This is a genomic window from Hyphomicrobiales bacterium (genome assembly GCA_016710435.1).
Lineage (GTDB): Bacteria > Pseudomonadota > Alphaproteobacteria > Rhizobiales > Aestuariivirgaceae > Aestuariivirga.
Genome location: JADJVV010000001.1, coordinates 2355066 through 2372861 on the forward strand (window position 1 = coordinate 2355066; position 17796 = coordinate 2372861).

Below are 17796 nucleotides of genomic sequence, written 5' to 3' on the forward strand. Positions count from 1 at the left end.
TCATGACTGCCCTCATCCTCATCGTTGAAGACGAACCGGCGATCCACGAATTGCTGACCTACAATCTCGCGGCGGAAGGTTTCCGCACCCGCGTGGTGGAGCAGGGGGAAGATGTGCATCCCGCCATCATGGAAGAGATGCCGGACCTTGTGTTGATGGACTGGATGCTGCCGGGCCTCTCCGGCATCGAGGTCGTTCGCATGCTGCGGGCAAAGCCCGAAACGCAATCGTTGCCTGTGATCATGCTCACGGCACGTGGCGAGGAGGCCGAGCGCCTGCGCGGCCTTGGCACGGGCGCGGATGATTACATCGTCAAGCCGTTTTCGGTGCCGGAGGTGATGGCGCGCATCCGCTCGCTGTTGCGCCGCATGCGCCCCGAAGCGGTGTCTGATGCGCTGGCGCGCGGCGACATCACGTTGGACCGGGTGAAGAAGCGCGTCTCCCGCGGCGTGCGCGATATAGCGCTTTCACCCACCGAATTCCGCCTGCTGGAATATCTCATGCAGACGCCTGGCCGCGTTTTCAGCCGCGCGCAGCTATTGGACCGCGTCTGGGGCGATGGCGGCGACATCGACGAACGCACGGTTGACGTACACGTGGGCCGCCTGCGCAAGGCATTGTCCCGTGGCCGCGAAATCGATCCGCTGCGCACCGTGCGCGGCACGGGCTACGCTTTCGACGAGCGCTACGGCAAGGCGTTGACGGGGACCTAGGACTGCGAAGCGGAAGAACTGTCCACCACCGCCTCGGCCTCGATCTCCACCTCGTAGTCACCGATCAATCCGCCCGCCACCAGCAGCGTGTTGGCCGGCATGATGCGTCCGAACATGCGGCCATGGGCGCGTGACACTGCCTCGCAATCTTCCTCGCGGCGCAGGAAGACGCGGGTGCGGATCACATCTTCGATCCGTCCGCCGGCGGCGCTGATCGAGGCGGCAATCTTGTCGAGCACATAGGTTGCCTGTGCCCCCGCATTGCCCGGTGCCACGCAGCGGTTGTTGCCATGGGTGGCCGTGGTGCCGGACACATAGATCGTGTCGCGCACCCGCACGGCGCGGCTGTAGCCCGCAATCGGTTCCCACTGACTCCCTGAAGATACGCGCAAGCCCTCGCGGTGTTGCGTGGGCATGGAGGCATAGGCCGAACGAATGGAATTGAGATGATGGCTCAAGTCGCCCGAGGCCGTGAGGAAAGGGGGCTTGCGGTATTCATCTCCGCAATCGCCGGGAATGGGCGTCATGCGCGCGAAGACCTCTTCCAGCGCCGCATGATCGTCCCGCGTCAGCGTGAAATCAAAGACCTGGCGATTGTTCTCGTGATGCACATTCTCCCCGATGCGCGCTCCGATGATGATGGCGGCGACGGCAGGTTGCTCCAGCACCCAGCGCGTGGCGACGTTCGGGAGCGAAACGCCATGGACCCTGGCGATGCGGCCCAAGGTGGTGAGCAGGTCCTGATAGACGCGCCATCCCCCCGCCGCATCGATGAACCGCTTGTACTTGGACTTGCTCCAGTCGCGGATGTCGGTGGGCTCCGGCTGCCCCAGCCATTTCTCCGAAAGGAAACCGCCGTTGAGCGTGCCATAGGCCAGAAGCTTCACGCCGGACTGCGCACAGAGCGCGCTGAGTTCGCCACGCGCCCGGCGGTCAACCACGGAAAATGAAACCTGGTTGGACGCAATGGGAATGCCGTCGGCAAGGGCCAGCGCCAGATGGGCCGCGTCGAAATTGGTGACGCCGATGGCGCCCACGAGGCCTTCATCCTTCAGTTTCCGGATTTCATGCAGCGCATCGAGCCAGGCGGGATGCTCGAAGCTCCACCAGTGGAACTGCAAGAGATCAACGCGGCTGACGCCGAGGCGCGTCAGCCGCTCCTGGACGCCTGCGCGCACAGTCTCAGCGGTCATCGCTCCGGGTTCGGGGCACCACTTGGTGAAAGCGAGTGGCCGCGCGCCGGAGGAATAGCGGTGCAGCAGGTTGGCCGTGATGAGTTCCGCCGTGCCGTAGTGATCGGCCATGTCGAAGGCGGTGAAACCTGCGTTCGCATAGGCCTGCAGTGCATCGCCTCCAACTTTGGGATCAATCGCCGTGCCGCTGCGTTCGATGTCCGCGACCTGCCACAGCCCGCAGACGATGCGCGGAAGCGTAAGGCCGCTGTTCAGCGTGGCTGTTGGCAGGGCGGGGGAGGTCATCATGTCTTGTCCTTCGCTGCAGTTGCTTCCACATGGCGCGAAACCGTTGCCCGTTCGCCCAGCAGACCGCGCGGCCGCAGGAGCAGGACGAGGCAGATGCCGACGCCGATCATCACCATCTTGAGGGCGGAGGCGCGGGCCTGTTGATCGGGTGGAACGACCTCGGAGATGAGTGCACCCGATGCCGCCCACAGCGCCCACACCACGATGGCGCCGAGAATGGCGCCGCGGTTGTTGCCCGAGCCGCCGACGATCAACATCGCCCACACCTGGAATGTGAGGATCGGCACATAGCCATCAGGCGAGATGTAGCCGATGAAATGCCCCTGCACCGCCCCCGCCAGGCCCATGATGGCGCCGCCCACGGCAAAGGCCTGGATGCGGAACGACGCCGCATCCTTGCCGAGCGCGGTGGCGGCGGTTTCGTCTTCACGGATGGCGCGCAGCACACGGCCCCACGGGCTGCGCATGAGATGTTCGAGGCCGAAATAAACGCCGCCCGTGATCACCACCAGTGTGGCGAGGTTGAGGAGGCCGAAGGCCAGCGGATCGCTTGCAAGCCAGCCGAAGGGCCGCGGAATGAAGCTGATGCCGAAGGGACCGGCGGTGAGCCATTGCAGGTTCAGCACAGCCAGTTGCACCACGACGGCAAATCCAAACGTGGCGATGGCGAGATAGTCCGAACGCAGGCGCAAGGTCAGCGCGCCCAGCAGCGCCGAAGCAAGCCCCGCAGCGGCCGCGCCTGCGAGCCAGCCGAGGACCATGGGCACATCGAACCCCCCGAAGCGGTCGGGCGCATCGGGCGTCGTGAGCAGCACCGAAACATAGGCACCGATTCCGACGAAGCCCGCCACGCCGACATTGAACAGTCCGGTCTGGCCCCACTGCACGTTGAGGCCAAGGCACATGATGGCATAGGTGAGGGCAAGCGTGAGGAAGAACGCGCCGTAGCTGATGAACTCGATCATGCCGCCGCCTTCCCGAACAGGCCCTGGGGCCGCAACAGCAGGATGGCAACGAGGATCACGAACGACACGGCAGCCCGCCATTCCGCACCGACGAACTGCACGCACAGCGCTTCCGCAATGCCGACAATCAGCCCCGCCAGCATGGCCCCCGGCACGCTGCCGATGCCGCCGAGAATGGCGGCGGCAAAGAGCGGCAGCAACAGGTCGAGTCCCATGTGCGGCCTGATCTGCACGAGAAGCCCGGTCATGACGCCTGCGACCGCCGCCAGTGCCGCGCCGAACATCCACACAAGCCGGATGGTGCGTGCCACATCAATGCCCGCAAGCCCGGCCAGTGCCTGGTTCTCGCTCACGGCCCGCATGGCGCGCCCTGCCGCCGTGCGCGTCAGGATGAGGTGGACAAGGGCCACGAGGACGACCGCCAGTCCGAGCGCCAGCAACTGGTCCGCTGTGGCCCGTGCGCCGCCCGCAAGAGGATGGGCAATCTGCAAGGCACCCGTGAAATAATAGGGTTTCGATGTGAAGAGAAATTCGAGAAAGCTGCGCAACGCCAGAGCCGCACCGAAACCCGCCATCACCAGGATGATGATCGCTCCGCCCCGCCGCCGCAGGCGCGCGAACAGCAACCAGTCCACCGCAAGGGCGAGGAGGGCGGTGAGCACAACCGACGCCGCGAGGCCGATGGGCAGCGACCACCCGAAGGAGAACGGAGCAACAGACGTGGCAAGTCCCGGCGCAAGTGTGCCGAGCAGCGTGCTGATGCTGAGCGCGAAATAGGCCGACCAGCTGATGAGGTCGCCATGGGCGAAATTGGCGAAGCGCAGGATGGAATAGGTGAGCGTGATGCCGATGGCGCCAAGGCCGATCATGCTGCCCGCGATAAGACCATCCATGAGGGTCTGTGCAATCATGCAGCACCCCGCGCCGGTTGCGCGCCGAGATAAAGCTCCGCCAGCAGCGGATCATGCATCAAGGTGCTGGCCTTGCCGTCATGCCGCAACTCGCCTTCAACCAGGATCACGCCCCGGTCGGCGATGGCAAGTGCGGCGCGCACGTTCTGCTCCACCAGAACAAGCGTCACCCCGCTCTTGTTGATCTCCTTGAGCATGGTGAAGACGGAACCCACGATCTTTGGAGAAAGGCCGGCAGAAGGTTCGTCGAGGATGAGAACGTGCGGCTCCACGATCAGGGCGCGCGCCAGGGCCAGCATCTGCCGCTGACCGCCGGAGAGAAGCCCGGCCCGGAGATGCGGGCGCGCCGCAAGGTCCGGAAACATGGCGTGGATCTTCTTCAGCCGCGCGGACCGCAGCGATTTCGCCAGCACATCGGCGGCGAGGTGCAGGTTCTCGGCAATCGTGAGGTTGGCGAAAATATTCTCCGTCTGCGGCACGAAGGCGAGGCCCTCGCCGATGCGCTTGTGCAGCGGCACGGAAGTGATGTCCTTGCCGCCCAGCAGCACCGTGCCGCCGAAGGTGGGCACCGTGCCGGCGATGGCTTTCACCAGTGTGGACTTTCCAGCGCCATTGGGGCCGAGGATGGCGACGAGTTCGCCTCGCCGCACGGAAAGGTCTACGCCGCGCACGATCGGAAGGTCGCGCTCATAGCCGGCGACAAGCGCCTTCGTTTGCAATGCAGGAACAACAGTCATGCCGCGGCACCGAGATAGGCCTCGATCACGGCGGGATTGCGCGCGACATCCTGTGGCACGCCTTCGGTGAGGTAGCGTCCGCCCGCCATCACCACGACGCGGTGGCATAGTCGCGTGACCATATCCATGTTGTGCTCGATGAGCAGGATGGACTTACCCTGCTTGTTCAATTCCAGCACGCGGCTGATGATGAACTCCAGCAGCGCCGGATTGACGCCCGCTGCCGGCTCATCCAGCAGCAGGATCTGCGGATCGGCCATCAGCACCCGCGCCAGTTCCAGCAGCTTGCGCTGGCCACCGGACAACACCCGCGCCGGCTCAGGCGCAAGATGCGCGAGCTTGACGAACTCCAGGAGCGCCTGCGCCTTTTCCACCGCCGCACGTTCTTCCGCGGCGACACGGCCGAATTGAAGGAAGTTGGGCCAGATGCGTTCGCCCGACTGGTTCTGCGCCCCCGTGAGGACATTCTCGAGCACCGTCATTTGTGGAAACGGCTTGGGAATTTGAAACGTCCGGCCCAGCCCGAGGCCAATCCGCGACTTGGCATCGCCCCGTGGCGCTGCGCGGCCCTGGATCAGCACCGTGCCCTCATCGGCGCGATAGAAGCCCGCAATGATATTGAAGAGGGTGGTCTTGCCCGCACCATTGGGGCCGATCAGCCCCAGGAATTCGCCCGCGGCCAGCCTGAGGTTCATGCCGTGCACGGCCTTGACCCCGCCGAAGGCAAGGGAAATGCCCGACGCATCGATGGCGCACGGTGCGGGGGCGTCAGTCCGCACGTCTGCCGGGCCGCCATCCATGGGAAAGCCAGCTTTCTCAAAAAGTTTGATCACAGATCACTGATTACACTTTACGGGACGCCCCGTTGCAACTAGTTTTTTATCCACAAGGGGTGAGTGTGGTGAACAAGCCGGCGTCAGTTCAAGTCCTCAACGTGGAGAATGGCCTTTCGCCCATCACCCGCGAGACGGTGAATGACAAGGTCTATGCCGAACTCCGCCGCCTGCTGATCCATGGCGCATTCGCCCCGGGCGAAATGCTGCGGATCGCCGATCTGGCCGAGAAATTCCAGACCAGTACCATGCCGGTGCGCGATGCCCTGAGCCGCCTCGCCTCGGAACATGCAATCGAGGTGTTGCCCAACCGTTCGGCCCGCGTGCCAGCCATCACCCGCGACAGGCTGGAGGATTTGTGGCAGGCCCGCCGCCTCATCGAAGGCCAGGTCACGCTCATCGCCATGCCGCACCTCACCGCGGATGATTTCAAAATCCTCCGTACCCTGACGGAAGATTGCGAACGCACCTTCGTGAATCGCAGTCCGGCCAGCATCCGTGCCGCAATCGAACTGAACCACGCCTTTCACAGCCATATCTACCGCGCCGCAGGCTCGCGTGTGCTGATCCCCGTGATTGAGAGCCTGTGGCTGCAATCCGGCGCCTTTGTGCAGAAAGCGGCCTTCCTGCATGACGAGAAAAAAGACCCCGCAGGCACGCATCATCATTGGGAACTGATCAACGCGCTGGAACAGCGCGACGGTGATGCGGCCATCACGGCGTTGAACAACGACATTGCCCGCGCCTTCAACCTGATCCGGGCGCAGCTTGATCGCGATGACCAGCAAGCAGGTGCAACCCATGGCGCATGACCCAAACGACGATTTCTTTGAACTCTATGATCTCCGCGTCGAGGTGGTGATACCCGACGGCGGAAATGTCTATTGCGGCGCCAAGCCCGGCGATCACTTCGAACTGCGTGGCGAGATGCTGCACCTGCCGCCGGGGCAGGGCTTCTCCATCTATTCGTTGTCATCCGTGCTGCCGCTCCTTGCCGCCAAGCAGCGCCCGACGCATCCGCATGACTGGATGTCGACTGATGCCGAGATCGCCTGTCCCGATCCGAATTGCGCGACGCGGCTTCGCATCACGCGCACGGGCCTGCGCCGCTTCAGCCACGCGCAGACGACCGCCGTGCCACTGCCAAAGGAATGATGAATGCAACGCCTCGCGCTTGAACCCGGCTACGAAATTTCCCGTGTCATCCGCGGCGGCTGGCAATTGTCGCAAAGCCACAGCCAGAACACCAGCGACGATCCCCTGGGCGACATGATCGCCTACGCCGACGCTGGCATCACCACCTTCGACTGCGCCGACATCTACACAGGCGTCGAGGAATTGATCGGACGCTTCCGCCAGGAATACCTGCGCCTGCGCGGGGCGGAAGCCTTGGCGCGCATCCGCGTGCACACGAAGTTCGTGCCTGACATGAACAGCCTGCGTACCATCGACAAGGCCTACGTGCAGGGCGTGATCGATACATCGCTCCGCCGCCTCGGCCTGGAGCAACTCGACACCGTGCAGTTCCACTGGTGGGATTATGCCGCCGACCGCTGGCTGCAAACGGCTGAGTGGTTGGAAGAGCTTCGCCGCGCCGGCAAGATCAACCGGCTGGGCGGCACGAATTTCGACACCGCCCACCTCACCGCCATGCGCAGCGCCGGCGTGAAGATGTCGTCCATGCAGGTGCAATATTCGCTGCTCGACCGCCGGCCCGAGAAGTCTTTCGTTGATGTGGCCATGCGCGAGACTGTCGCCATCTACTGCTACGGCACGGTGGCGGGCGGATTCCTTGGCAACCGCTGGCTGGGCGCGGCAGAGCCACGTGCGCCCCTGGAGAACCGCTCCCTCACCAAATACAAGTTGATCATTGACGACGTCGGGGGCTGGGACCTGTTCCAGTCCTTGCTTGCTGTTCTCGATGCGATTGCGCAACGGCATCACACGGACATTGCCACCATTGCCAGCGCCGCCGTGCTGGCGCGGCGTGGAGTCTCCGCCGTGATCGTGGGTGCGCGCAATCGTACGCATCTCGACGCCAACCTCCGCATCACGGAGATCACGCTCACGCCGGATGACCTGCGCGCCATTGACCAGGTTCTGTCGCAGGCTCGTCCGCTCGCGGGCGACGTCTATGAACTGGAACGTGATGTGGCGGGCCACGGCGCCATCATGAAATACAATCTCAACAGCGAGGGGAGCGCGAAGACCGCTTGAAGACGACGACTGAACCGGGACTGCAACCAAGACGCCGGACTGTCTCCGGCATTTACAGGGAAGGAAAAACAACCATGAAGAAACTGTTCTTGTCCGCCGCCTTTGCGGCTGCCATCGCCGGATATCCCGGCCTTGCCTCGGCGGAAGACTGCACCATCACCATCGGCCTCGATCTTGAATTGACCGGGCCTGCGGGCGCCTATGGCGTCGCTGGCGCAAAGTCGGTCGAGATGGCGCTGCGCGATTTCAACGATGCGGGCGGTGCCAACGGCTGCAAGATCGTCACCGACACGCGTGACAGCCAGACACAAGGCAACGTCGCCGTGGACCAGGCCACGCAGCTTGTGAACATCAAGAAGGTCCCGCTGGTGATCGGCGGCATCATCTCGCCGATGTCGCTGGCGATCCTCACCTCGGTGACGGCGCCTGCTGGCATCCCGCAGATTTCGCCCGCCTCGTCCTCGCCCACGCTCACCGCACTCGGCAAGGAAGGCAAGACCAACGGCGTCTTCTTCCGCACCATCACCTCCGATGCGCTGCAGGGAACGGCGGCTGCGAAATACGCAATCGACCAGGGCTTGAAGAAGATTGCCATCGTGCATGTGAACAACGACTTCGGCGTCAACATGCAGAAGGAATTCGAAGCGGCCTACACGAAGCTGGGCGGCACGATCACGTCTGTCACGCCTTACAACGAGAAGCAGTCGAGCTACGCCTCCGAAGCGAGTGCTGCGATGAAGGACGCACCCGACGCGCTTTATCTCATCAGCTACCCGGTTGATGGCGCAACCATCGCCCGCGCCTGGATTTCCGGCGGCGGCCCGGCCAAGTTCCTGCTCAATGACGGCATGAACGCGGATGACTTCATCAAGGCCGTTGGCCCGCAGTATCTGAACGATGCCTTCGGCACGTCGTCGGGCACGGCGGAAACGGAGTCGACCAAGTACTTCAACGCCAACTACGAAGCCTTCTCCGGCGGCATCAAGCCCGATGCACCCGCTGCCGACCGTTCCTATGATGCGGGTGCCATTGCGGCGCTTGCCATCGCCAAGGCGGGCAAGGCTGATCCGGCTGCCATCAAGGCGGCGATCCCACAGGTCGTCGCGGCTGATGGCACGCCGATCCACGCCGGCAAGGAAGAGTTCGCCAAGGCGCTGGCGCTCATCAAGGAGGGCAAGCCCATCCGCTATGAAGGCGTGATCGGTCCCATTTCCTTCGACCAGTACGGCGACATCACCGGACCCTTCCGCCTGTGGCGCATCCAGGACGGCGCGGTGAAGACCGTGGGCGAAATGAGTGCGGAGGACGTCGACAAGATCAAGTCGTCGCTGAAGTAACATCGCGTTCCGGGCCGGCGGGGGAAGTCTTCCTGCCGGCCCGGCTCCACAGCTCATTTTCGCGGGCCTGCCGCAGCGGAATCCTGCCGAACGCTGTTGCGTTTGAAGCGTTGTCCCACTAGCATTTTTCGTTACGGGGGTGGTGAGGACGAAACGGTCCGCGCCCTGGTGCTTGAGGGAAGTGATGTGGTCCTAGCCCTGTTCCGTCAACCGGCCGTCACGGGCGAGCTTCACACCCTGGAGCATGGTCCATTCACCCTTGTGGTGGCACCGTCCTTCGGCGGGCGGATCGTATCCTTCCGGAAGGCGGGTCGCGACATCCTCAGGGCCGCGACGGCGGAAGCAATCTCCGCAGCCCGCGCCTATGATTTCGCCGGCTTTCCCCTGATGCCCTATTCCGGGCCGCTGTTCGGCCCCGGTTTTTCCTTTGAGGGCCAGGACTACGCGCTGGACCGCACCGTGCGCGAGGAACCGACAGCCACCCATGGTGATGCCTGGGTCGGTTCATTCCAGGTGCAAGACAAGAACGCCAGCCGTTTGCAATTGCAATATGAACACGAACCGGCACCCGGCACTTTTCCATTCCGCTGGCGTGGCCGGCTCGGCTTTGGCCTTTCCGACGAGGGATTGCGCATCTCGCTCGCCGTCACCTCGCGCGATCACCGCTTGATGCCGGCGGGGATCGGCTATCATCCCTATTTCCCCAAGCCGCCGGGCACCCGGCTCAGGTTCGACTCCGTGGCCATGTGGCCCGCCGATGCACCGGAAGCGGTGGGGCAAGGGTGCGGACCGCTCGTTCCCGGCCTCGACTTCACCGCAGGGGCCGACGTTTCCGAAATCGTCGTGGACCGCCTCTATGACGGGTGGGACCAACAGGCGGAACTCACCTATCCCGACGGCTTCCGCACCCGCATCACGGCGGACGGTGCGCTGGACAAGCTGCAACTCTACAGTGCCTGGCATTACCCCTATGTTTGCGTGGAGCCCGTGAGCAACGCCAATGATGGCTTCAACCGCATGGCCCGCGGCGTCGCAAGCCATGGCGTGCGCGTATTGGAACCGGGTGCCTCCATCGCGGGATCGATGCTGATCGATGGAGGTCCGGCTTGAAGACGGCAATCATCACGGGCGCGGGAACGGGGATCGGCGCTGCCGCCGCAAAGCGCCTCTCCCTGAACGGCTGGACGGTGGTGCTGGTCGGACGCCGCCCCGACAAGCTCCAGGAAACGGCAGCCGCCTGCAAGCAGGGAAGCACCATCGTCCTGGCCGATGACCTCGCCGATCCTGCCGCGGCGGCGCGCGTCGTGGAAAAGACACTCGATGCGACGGGCCGTATCGATGCGCTGATCAACAATGCCGCCACCATCAAGGTGATGCCGGTGACGGACTATCCCCTGGAGCAGATCGACCTGCATTGGGCCATCAACATCCGCGCACCATTTCTGCTCATTCAGGCGGCAGTCCCCGCCTTGCGCAAGAGCAGCGGTGCCATCGTCAACATCTCCTCGTCATCCGGCACGCTGGTGCGGAAAGGCCAATCGCTTTACGGCATGACGAAGGCCGCGCTGGAATATCTCACGCGCTCGCTTGCGGGCGAACTCGCCGCCGACAGGATCAGGGTCAACGCGCTGGCACTCGGCCCCGTCGACACGCCGATCCACGAGACCTGGGCCAGCAATCTGCAGGAAGCCTATGAATGGCTGGCAGGGCAGGTGCCGCTGGGCCGCATCGGAAACGCCGACGAGGTGGCGCGCTGGATCGACCTGCTGGTCTCACCCGATTCCGCCTGGGTGACGGGAGCCTGCATTCCCATTGATGGCGGACAAGTGCTGGACATCACATGACGCGCGCTCTCTTTGCCCTGATCTGTTTTCTCGTGGCCGCCCCATTTGCAATGGCGGCCGGCCGCCACGCTGATGCGGCACTGGAGGCTGCCTTGCCGTCGTCCCTCGGCGGCGTGGCGCTGACCATCGAGAGCCAGCATGGCACTGAACTCGGCACGAACAGCGCAGCTTTCGATACATTCCTTGCAACCTTGGGAAAGGCGCGCGGCGATTTCACGCTCGCCAGCGCCTACGCGACAGGCACGCTGAAGGCGGCGGTGGGCTGCTGGCGCGTGGCGGGTGCGGATGCTTCCGGACTCATGCCCGCCTTCAAGGCGGCGATCCAGGCCTCCAGCAACACGCCACTCACCATCGCGGATGAAACCTACGGGACGCGCAGCGTGGTCCGCATTGGTGATCCGGGGCAACTGGCACAAGGCCCGCTCTATGCCTACGTGAAAGGTGACACGATCTACTTCGTGCAGACACCCGAGCCCAAGCTGGCGGAAGAAGCGGTCGGCAAGCTGCCGCCGCTATAGTTCGGCGTTGACGATGAAGCCCGCATCGACGAGCAGCGAAGCCGACGTCACGTAGCTCGCATCATCCGAAAGAAGGAAGGCCACCGTTGCCGCAAGCTCGGATGGCTCGGCCACGCGGTGCAGTGCTATCCGGTCTTCGTAATATTTCACCACGTCAGGCATTTCGAACATGGGCGCACTCATGTTGGTGCGCACCGCCCCCGGTTCCACGACATTGACGCGGATGCCATGGTTGCCCAACACCGACCCCAACGCCTTCCCCAGCATGGTGATGGCGCCCTTGGTGCCGCAATAGGCAACCTGTGTGGGTGAGCCCACATGCGCCGAGATGGACGAGATCATCACGATGGCGCCGCCATGCTTCTCCGCGATCATCTGGCGCGCGCCTTCCGTGCAAACAACCCAGCTGCCCCGCACATTGACCTCGAACAGTTCATTGAAGTCTTCGATGTCGGTTGCGTCCCACGGCATGAAGGGATTGATGGCGGCATTCGATACGACATAATCCAGCCGGCCTCCGCGCCGCGCGGCTTCCTGCACCATCGCCTTCACCGCAGCGGGGTCGCGCATGTCGGCCTCGATGTCGAAAGCCTCGCCACCTGCCGCCTTCACCATCGCCAACGTCTCCGTGGCATCAAGGCCGGGTTTTCGGTTGACGGCGACAACGGCACCTTCTGAGGCGAGGCGAACAGCAGTCGCTTGCCCGATCCCGGTGGTGGCGCCGGTGACGAGTGCGACTTTTCCAGCGAAGCGTTTCATCTCGATCCCTTCAGAAAATGGCAATGGGATTCCAGGGCGTGCCTGTTGCTCCCGGCAGACGGAGCGGCAGACCCACCACCATGAATTCGAAGCGGCCTTCCTGCGTCACGGCCTCGGCGAGTTCTTCCAACTGCAGGCTGTCGGAAATGAGCATGCCCATCGCCGTCAACTGCAGGGGATGGATGGGGTAGGGCATGTCTTCCACATTGCTGGGCACCGTCTCGCCATCGCCGTCCGGCAGGAAGGCGGCGATCTTGCGTTCGTGCATCCAGGGAACCGTATCCACGTGCAGGCCCGCCTTGCCTTCGCCCGCCGGCGGATACTCGTTGCTCCACGCCCCCAATTTGAGGCGCCGCGCGTGATGGCCCGTGCGGAAGACGAGAATGTCGCCTTCTCCGAGCCGCACGCCTTGCGCCTTCTCGATCTCTTCCAGTTCCTTGCGCGTCACCGCTTCTCCGGGCTCCAGCCATTCGACGCCGCGATGGCGGGCGGCGTCGAGCAGGACACCGCGCCCCACGAGGCCCGTGGAATAGGCCGTGATGGCGCCCCACTCCGAACCGCGCGAGGTGAGCGTCGACACGGGCTTGCCGTTGTAGAGCTTGCCCTTGTAGCCCACGTGATTCAGTGCATCGACATGGGTATAGGCATCACCATGGCTGCCCATGCCGAGGTAGCACATGCCGAATGTCAGCCCGCTCTTTGAAATGGGAATGTCGTGCAGGAGCGAGAAGACGTGCGTGGCCGGCGCCGGGTTGTCCGGCGTCGCGGTCTTGCCGATGGGGATGGCCATGGAGACCTGCCGCCCGCTTTTCACGAGCTTCGCCGCCGCCACCACCTTGTCCGGCGTGAGATAGTTGAGCGTTCCCCGCTCATCATCCCACCCCCAACGGCCCCAGTTCTTCACCTGTTCGAAGATCTTGTCGAACTCGGCAAGTGAGACTGGGGCCGGGGGAGAAAGCGTGCGTGTCATGGCGCAGGCGCCGTGGCCGCGAGGATCGTGTCGACATTGTCCTGCGTGACGAAGATCAGGCCGGAGTCACCAATTGCAGGCAGCGGATTTTGCAGCCACTGGTCCATGCCGAGGTTGCGGATGATGTCGTTCTTGAAGGTGTAGAGATAGAGCACCGCGAAGAAGTCCATGGTCTCGTACTTCTCCATGTTGATCATCTTTACGGTTCCATCCTTGATGGAATTCATGAAGTCGCGGCCCGCCTCGTTGGAGGTGACGATGATCTTGCCCGCCTTGCCGGACTCCGTCACCGCGCGGACGATGCCGGGGCCGGCTTCGGAGTCAAAGCCCACCATACCCGTGAGGTTGGGGTGGCCCTGGATGATGGCGGCCGTGTTGGCCGCCACCTGTTCCACGTTGGTGCCGGATTCTTCATCGGCCACCACCTTGATCTCCGGGCAGTTCTTGGCGAGCGAGTCACGCAAGCCCTGGCGCGCGGCGATGAAGTTGCTGGCCGCGAGGTAGGAGATTGTGCCGATCTCACCCGAGGCGAGGCCGGCATCCTTGTGGTAGCGGCACTGATATTCGCCGTGCTGGTAGCCGAGGTTGTACCAGTTGGTGCCGAGATAGGTGAGGCGCTTCGAGGCGGCGAGATCGCCATCGGTCACGACAGTCGGCACCTTCTTGTCGATGCACTTGTCCACTTCCGAGGCAAGCGCATCATCCCAGCCGCCGACAATGATGATACCGGCAGGGTTCTTGGTGCATTCGGCGTCAACCGTGGTGATGAAGGCCGCGAGATCGACCGACGTCGGGCCTGCAATCCTCACCTTCACGTTCAGCGCCTTGCGTGCCGATTCAAGGCCGGGATAGACCCGCTCCACGAACAGCGGCAGGTTGGACGCGTTGCTGATCCAGACATATTCCTGATCGGAGCGGCTCGCATCGCCGATAGGCACATCCAGTCCCTTGGGCGTGTTGTTCGACGCAGCGGCAGGATCGGTCGCCGCGAGGATCGTATCGACATTGTCCTTGGTGACGAAGATCAGGCCTGAGTCACCAATTGCAGGCAGCGGATTCTGCAGCCACTGGTCCATGCCGAGGTTGCGGATGATGTCGTTCTTGAAGGTGTAGAGATACGAGATCGCGAAGAAATCCATCGTCTCGTATTTTTCCATGTTGATCATCTTCACGGTTCCATCCTTGATGGAATTCATGAAATCGCGTCCTGCCTCGTTGGACGTGACGATGATCTTGCCTGCCTTGCCGGATTCCGTCACCGCGCGAACGATGCCGGGGCCAGCTTCCGAGTCAAAGCCCACCATGCCCGTGAGGTTCGGGTGGCCCTGGATGATGGCAGCCGTGTTGGCCGCAACCTGTTCCACGTTCGTGCCCGACTCCTCATCGGCCACGACTTTCACGTCGGGGCAGGTCTTGGCCAGCGCATCGCGCAGGCCCTGGCGCGCGGCCATGAAATTGCTGGCGGCGAGAAAAGAGATGGTGCCGACTTCACCCGCCGCAAGGCCCGCTTCCTTGTGATACTGGCACTGGTACAGACCGTGCTGGTAGCCGAGGTTGTACCAGTTGGTGCCGAGATAGGTGAGGCGCTTCGAATTGGCGAGGTCGCCATCCGTGACGATGGTCGGTACCTTCTTGTCGATGCACTTGTCGACTTCGGAGGCAAGCGCGTCGTCCCATCCGCCGACCACGATCACGCCTGCAGGGTTCTTGGTGCATTCGGCGTCAACCGTGGTGATGAAGGCGGCGAGATCAACCGATGTCGGGCCCGCAATCCTCACCTTCACGTTGAACGCCTTCCGCGCGGCTTCGAGGCCGGGATAGACCCGCTCCACGAACAGCGGCAGGTTTGAAGCGTTGCTGATCCAGACATATTCCTGGTCGGCGCGGCTGGCGTCCCCGATGGAGACGTTCAACCCGGTGGGTGACTCGGACCGGGCAGGGGCTGCAAGCCCGGCAGCGAGCGCCATCGCGCACAGCAGAATTCTCTTCATGACTCCCTCCATGTTTTTCATGCGCGGCTCGTGGTCCGCGCAAACTGATCGAGTCCAACGCTTGCCAGCAACACAAGGCCCACGACGATGAGCTGCCAGAAGGGATTGATGCCTGCGATGATCATGGCGTTTTGCAACAGCGCCATGAGCAGCACGCCAAGAAAGGCACCATGAATGGTGCCCATGCCGCCGGACAGGCTGGCGCCTCCCAGCACGACTGCCGTGATGACTTTCAGTTCAACGCCTTGCCCCGCGAGCACGACGGCGGTGTTGAGACGCGACGCCAGCAGCGCGCCCCCAAGGCCCGAGAGAAAGCCCATGATCAGGAAGAAGACGAATACCGTGCGCTCGACATTGATGCCCGAAAGTTTCGCCGCGCGCGCATTGCCGCCGATGTAGTAGGCCTGGCGGAAATAGCGTGTTCGGCTGACCAGGAACCAGAACACGGCCACGATCACGGCCATGAACCAGAAGGGCGAATAGATGCCGAGAATCTGTGTCTGCCCGAACATCGTGTAGCCGTTGCCGATGTTGGTGACACCCGATCCCGAGATCAGCTGCAATCCGCCGCGATAGATCGAAAGCGTGGCCAGTGTCGCGATCAGCGCGTTGATGCGGAAGCGCGTGACGAGGAAGCCGTTGATGGCGCCAAGGAACGTGCCCCATACGCAGCCGGCGAGAAAGGCGGGCACCGGCGGCCAGCCCAGCACCTTGGAACAGAGCGCCGCCATGATGCCGGAAAACGCCAGGATGCCGCCGATGGACAGGTCGAAGACGCCCGAGATCATCAGCACCATCATGCCGCAGGCGAGAATGCCGGTCTGGGCCGTGTCAAGCAGCACCACCGCGGCGTTGCCCGTGGTCGGGAACGTGTCGGGCCGCGTGGCCGTCATCACCAGAACGAGGGCGGCAATGAGTCCGACAAGCAGCAGCGACCTGTCCGTTGCAATGCGCGAAAGCAGGTTCCGGAGGGTCATGCGGCTTGTCCTGCCATGTGATCGGTTGATGCGGCGAGTTCAAGAATCTTCACTTCCGTTGCCCCCGCGGCATCCAGTTCGCCGACGACGCGGCCATCCGCCATCACGGCGATGCGGTGCGCCAGTGCCAGCACTTCCGGCAGGTCGGAGGAGACCACCAGAATGGCCATTCCCCCGGCCGCGAGTGAGCGGAGGATGCGATAGATGTCGGCCTTTGACCCCACATCGACGCCGCGCGTGGGTTCATCGACGATGAGGATGCGGGGCTCCCGTGCCAGCCATTTCGCCAGCAGCACCTTCTGCTGGTTGCCGCCGGAGAGCGAACGCACCTCGCGGTCAATGCCCGGCGTGGCGATGCGCAACGCCTCAACGTAGTGCTGCGCCATGGCTCGTGTTTCGGCTTCCGACAACAGGCCTCTGTGCGTGTAGGCTTCGAGATTGGCTGCGGCCATGTTCTTCACGATGCTGAAATCCATGAAGAGGCCGCCGTCCTTGCGGTCCTCCGGCAACATGGAAATGCCGGCCGCCATTGCATCGCGCGGCGAGCGCGGGCGGATCTCCACGCCGTTGACGCGGATGGTGCCGGAGGTGATGGGCCGCGCACCGAACACCGCCTCGCAGGTTTCCGTACGTCCAGCGCCCAGCAACCCCGCAAGGCAGAGGATTTCGCCGTAGCGCAGGTTGAAGCTCGCACCATGCACGCGCGGTGCCGTGAGGTTCTCCACCTCAAGCGCCATCGCCGCATCCTTCGGCGCCCGCTGCTTGTCGGGCTCGAACGAGAGTTCACGCCCCACCATCAGCGAAATGAGTTCCGCCGCTTTGACCTCCGACGTCTTGCGCACGCCGGTGACGCGGCCGTCGCGCAGCACCGTGATGCGCTGCGAAATCTCGAAGATTTCCGCCATGCGGTGCGATACGTAGATAACCGAGATGCCTTGCCCCGCCAGGCGCCGCACCACACGGAACAGATGCCGCGCTTCGCCGATCGTGAGCGATGATGTGGGTTCATCGAGGATGATGAGCTTGAGTTCGTGCGAAAGGCCCTTGGCAATCTCCACCATCTGCTGCTGGCCGGGAGAGAGCTGGTCCACCGATGTGCGCGGATCGATGTCCACCTCAAGGTCGGCGAGAATGCGTGCCGCACCGTCGAGCATCGGTTTCTTGCTGATGATGCCGAAGCGGTTCGCCGGCTGTCGGCCTGCGTAGATGTTCTCGGCCACGCTCAGGGCACCGACAAGGCTGCGCTCCTGGAAGACCATGGCAATCCCGGCATCGGCCATGGCCTGTTCGCTGCGGCCAGTGAGCGCTTCGCCATCCAGTGCGATCGAGCCGCTGTCGGGCGCGTAAACGCCGGCCACCAGATGCATCAGCGTGGATTTCCCCGCGCCGTTCTCGCCGATCAATGCGTGAATTTCACCCGGGGCGATGTCCAACGACACGCCATCCACCGCTTTGACGCCGGGAAACGTCTTCACAACATTCTTGATGACCAATCGCGACATCGAAGTCCTCTGTGACGGAACGGCGAGGATGGGACAGTTTC

The 17796-nt window shown here is 63.4% G+C and carries 18 protein-coding genes; 8 read left to right on the top strand and 10 right to left on the bottom strand.

Annotation, left to right across the window (positions count from 1 at the left end; translation table 11 throughout):
• Positions 1–2: 2 nt before the first annotated feature.
• Entirely contained in the window at positions 3–713 is a 711-nt protein-coding gene (gene phoB / locus IPM06_11370; protein MBK8771019.1) for a phosphate regulon transcriptional regulator PhoB, read from the top strand.
• Here phoB and IPM06_11375 read toward each other — a convergent pair.
• From IPM06_11375 to IPM06_11395, 5 genes are read right to left on the bottom strand one after another with little or no spacing between them, the layout of a single operon-like run.
• Complete coding sequence (locus IPM06_11375) at positions 710–2194, bottom strand: aldo/keto reductase (GenBank protein ID MBK8771020.1); 1485 nt, start codon at positions 2192–2194, stop codon at positions 710–712. The genes phoB and IPM06_11375 overlap by 4 nt on opposite strands.
• Positions 2191–3159 carry a branched-chain amino acid ABC transporter permease gene (locus tag IPM06_11380; protein ID MBK8771021.1) on the bottom strand — a complete coding sequence of 323 codons (969 nt, stop codon included), beginning with the start codon at positions 3157–3159 and terminating at the stop codon, positions 2191–2193. Before IPM06_11380 ends, IPM06_11375 begins: the two co-directional genes overlap by 4 nt.
• The gene (locus tag IPM06_11385) at positions 3156–4070 is read right to left on the bottom strand and encodes a branched-chain amino acid ABC transporter permease (protein MBK8771022.1); all 915 of its coding nucleotides are present in this window, start codon (positions 4068–4070) and stop codon (positions 3156–3158) included. Before IPM06_11385 ends, IPM06_11380 begins: the two co-directional genes overlap by 4 nt.
• Entirely contained in the window at positions 4067–4807 is a 741-nt protein-coding gene (locus IPM06_11390; protein ID MBK8771023.1) for an ABC transporter ATP-binding protein, read from the bottom strand. Before IPM06_11390 ends, IPM06_11385 begins: the two co-directional genes overlap by 4 nt.
• Positions 4804–5607: an ABC transporter ATP-binding protein gene (locus tag IPM06_11395; protein ID MBK8771024.1), complete on the bottom strand. Its 804-nt coding sequence runs from the start codon at positions 5605–5607 to the stop codon at positions 4804–4806. Before IPM06_11395 ends, IPM06_11390 begins: the two co-directional genes overlap by 4 nt.
• 101 nt (positions 5608–5708) lie before the next feature.
• Here IPM06_11395 and IPM06_11400 point away from each other — a divergent pair, with 101 nt between their 5' ends.
• The 7 genes from IPM06_11400 (at position 5709) to IPM06_11430 (ending at position 11556) form a co-directional block, all read left to right on the top strand.
• The gene (locus IPM06_11400) at positions 5709–6452 is read left to right on the top strand and encodes a GntR family transcriptional regulator (protein ID MBK8771025.1); all 744 of its coding nucleotides are present in this window, start codon (positions 5709–5711) and stop codon (positions 6450–6452) included.
• Positions 6442–6795: a TIGR04076 family protein gene (locus IPM06_11405; GenBank protein MBK8771026.1), complete on the top strand. Its 354-nt coding sequence runs from the start codon at positions 6442–6444 to the stop codon at positions 6793–6795. The genes IPM06_11400 and IPM06_11405 overlap by 11 nt, the downstream gene beginning before the upstream one ends.
• Positions 6796–6798: 3 nt before the next feature.
• Positions 6799–7857 (top strand): aldo/keto reductase, encoded by a 1059-nt coding sequence (locus IPM06_11410; protein MBK8771027.1) that lies wholly within the window; start codon positions 6799–6801, stop codon positions 7855–7857.
• Between the two features lie 74 nt (positions 7858–7931).
• Positions 7932–9194 (top strand): ABC transporter substrate-binding protein, encoded by a 1263-nt coding sequence (locus tag IPM06_11415; protein ID MBK8771028.1) that lies wholly within the window; start codon positions 7932–7934, stop codon positions 9192–9194.
• Between the two features lie 186 nt (positions 9195–9380).
• Positions 9381–10304 carry a hypothetical protein gene (locus tag IPM06_11420; protein MBK8771029.1) on the top strand — a complete coding sequence of 308 codons (924 nt, stop codon included), beginning with the start codon at positions 9381–9383 and terminating at the stop codon, positions 10302–10304.
• Positions 10301–11038, top strand: a complete 738-nt coding sequence (locus IPM06_11425) for an SDR family oxidoreductase (protein MBK8771030.1) — start codon at positions 10301–10303, stop codon at positions 11036–11038. Before IPM06_11420 ends, IPM06_11425 begins: the two co-directional genes overlap by 4 nt.
• Positions 11035–11556 (top strand): hypothetical protein, encoded by a 522-nt coding sequence (locus tag IPM06_11430; GenBank protein ID MBK8771031.1) that lies wholly within the window; start codon positions 11035–11037, stop codon positions 11554–11556. The genes IPM06_11425 and IPM06_11430 overlap by 4 nt, the downstream gene beginning before the upstream one ends.
• On the opposite strand, the gene IPM06_11435 is transcribed toward IPM06_11430, so the two are convergent.
• The 5 genes from IPM06_11435 to IPM06_11455 are packed head-to-tail and all read right to left on the bottom strand — an operon-like array spanning position 11551 to position 17755.
• The gene (locus IPM06_11435; protein MBK8771032.1) at positions 11551–12315 is read right to left on the bottom strand and encodes an SDR family oxidoreductase; all 765 of its coding nucleotides are present in this window, start codon (positions 12313–12315) and stop codon (positions 11551–11553) included. The two genes, IPM06_11430 and IPM06_11435, sit on opposite strands and share 6 nt — an antisense overlap.
• Positions 12316–12325: 10 nt before the next feature.
• On the bottom strand, positions 12326–13285 hold the full coding sequence (locus tag IPM06_11440; protein MBK8771033.1) for a cyclase family protein: 960 nt from the start codon (positions 13283–13285) through the stop codon (positions 12326–12328).
• Complete coding sequence (locus IPM06_11445) at positions 13282–15276, bottom strand: substrate-binding domain-containing protein (protein ID MBK8771034.1); 1995 nt, start codon at positions 15274–15276, stop codon at positions 13282–13284. The genes IPM06_11440 and IPM06_11445 overlap by 4 nt, the downstream gene beginning before the upstream one ends.
• 17 nt (positions 15277–15293) lie before the next feature.
• Positions 15294–16253, bottom strand: a complete 960-nt coding sequence (locus IPM06_11450) for an ABC transporter permease (protein ID MBK8771035.1) — start codon at positions 16251–16253, stop codon at positions 15294–15296.
• Entirely contained in the window at positions 16250–17755 is a 1506-nt protein-coding gene (locus IPM06_11455; protein ID MBK8771036.1) for a sugar ABC transporter ATP-binding protein, read from the bottom strand. Before IPM06_11455 ends, IPM06_11450 begins: the two co-directional genes overlap by 4 nt.
• Between the last annotated feature and the right edge of the window lie 41 nt (positions 17756–17796).